Genomic DNA, 1,628 nt, shown 5'->3' on the forward strand with positions numbered 1-1,628 from the left:
GGCCCTGTCTCACATTCGGTGGTGACGGAGGGTTGCTAAGATCGTTGACATTTACATGCGAGATGTCAACGACCTTGTAGATGTGGTGTTCTCGGGGCTGTTGCCGCTGGTCATCGCGGACGTGACCGACGAAGGCGAGCGGATCCTGGTGCGAGCACGGACACCGGCGGGCATGGTGCCGTGCCCGAGCTGCGGGGCGCCGTCCGGGCGGGTGCATGGCTTTCACCTGCGGACGGTGGCCGACGTACCGGTGGACGGGCGACGGGTAGTAGTCCGTGTGCGGGTGCGGCGGCTGGTGTGTCCCACGCGAGGCTGTCGGCACACCTTCCGTGAGCAGGTGCCTGGGGTGCTGGAGCGATACCAGCGACGCACGGCTCGTCTGACCAGGCAAGTCAAGGCCGTGGTCAAGGAGTTAGCGGGCCGGGCCGGGGCTCGTTTGCTGGCAATACTTGCGGTGGGCGTCTCGCGGCACACCGCCCTGCGGACCCTGCTGCGTATCCCACTGCCCACCGGGCGAATACCCCGAGTGATCGGCGTCGACGACTTCGCTCTGCGCCGGCGCCACCGCTATGCCACCGTGATCATCGATGCTGAGACCCACGAGCGGATCGACGTGCTGCCCGACCGCACGGCCGACACCCTGGAAGCATGGTTACGCGCTCATCCGGGCGTCGAGGTCGTCTGCCGTGACGGCTCCGCGACTTACGCCGAGGCCATCCGTCGTGCGCTGCCCGACGCGGTGCAGGTTGGTGATCGCTGGCATTTGTGGCACAACCTGTGCGAAGCCGCGCTGAGCGAGGTCAGGGCGCACAGCACCTGCTGGGCCACCGTCCTGGACGCGCCCCTCTACGACGGCCCCCGTGCACAGACCACCCTGGAACGCTGGCACCAGATCCACGACCTGCTCGACCAGGGCGTGGGCCTGCTCGAATGCGCCCGCCGTCTGCAACTGGCCCTGAACACCGTCAAACGCTACGCCCGCGCCGATCGGCCCGAGCGGATGCTCCGCGTCCCCAAGTACCGCGCGAGCCTTGTCGATCCCTACCGCGAACACCTGCGCAAACGCCGGGCCGAAGACCCCGCCGTCCCGGTCAAGCACCTCTTCCAAGAGATCAAAGACCAAGGGTTCACCGGCTGCCTCAACCTCCTGCACAAGTACATCAACCAGGGCCGCGCGGACGCCGACCGCAGCCACATCTCCCCGCGCAGACTCGCCCGCATGCTCCTCACCATGCCCGACAGCCTCAAGGCCGAACATCAGCACCTGCTGGACCGGCTCATCGCGGCCTGCCCTGAGATGACCCAACTCGCCGTCTGTATCAGGGACTTCGCCCAGCTCCTGAAGCCTCACCCAGACAATGCCGACGCGCTCGAGCTCTGGATCACCCAGGTCCGCGCTGCCGATCTGCCGCACCTGCATGCCTTCACTCGAGGGCTGGAGCGAGACCTCGACGCCGTAATCGCCGCGTTCACACTCCGCTACAGCAACGGCCCCACCGAGGGCGTCAACACCAAGACCAAGCGGATCGCCCGCCAGATGCACGGACGAGCAGGCTTCACCCTCCTCCGCCACCGCATCCTCCTCGGATAGCGACACCCTCCGTCACCACCGAATGTGAGACAGGGCC

1 protein-coding gene is annotated in these 1,628 nt (G+C 67.0%); it reads left to right on the plus strand.

The features are described from left to right. The first annotated feature begins 55 nt into the window (after window positions 1-55). A complete protein-coding gene (locus tag ACFXKG_RS41215; RefSeq protein WP_384850747.1) occupies window positions 56-1,591 on the plus strand; it encodes an ISL3 family transposase in 1,536 nt (511 codons plus the stop codon). Window positions 1,592-1,628 lie beyond the last annotated feature (37 nt).

The organism is Streptomyces sp. NPDC059255, from assembly GCF_042752355.1.
Classification (GTDB): Bacteria; Actinomycetota; Actinomycetes; order Streptomycetales; family Streptomycetaceae; genus Streptomyces.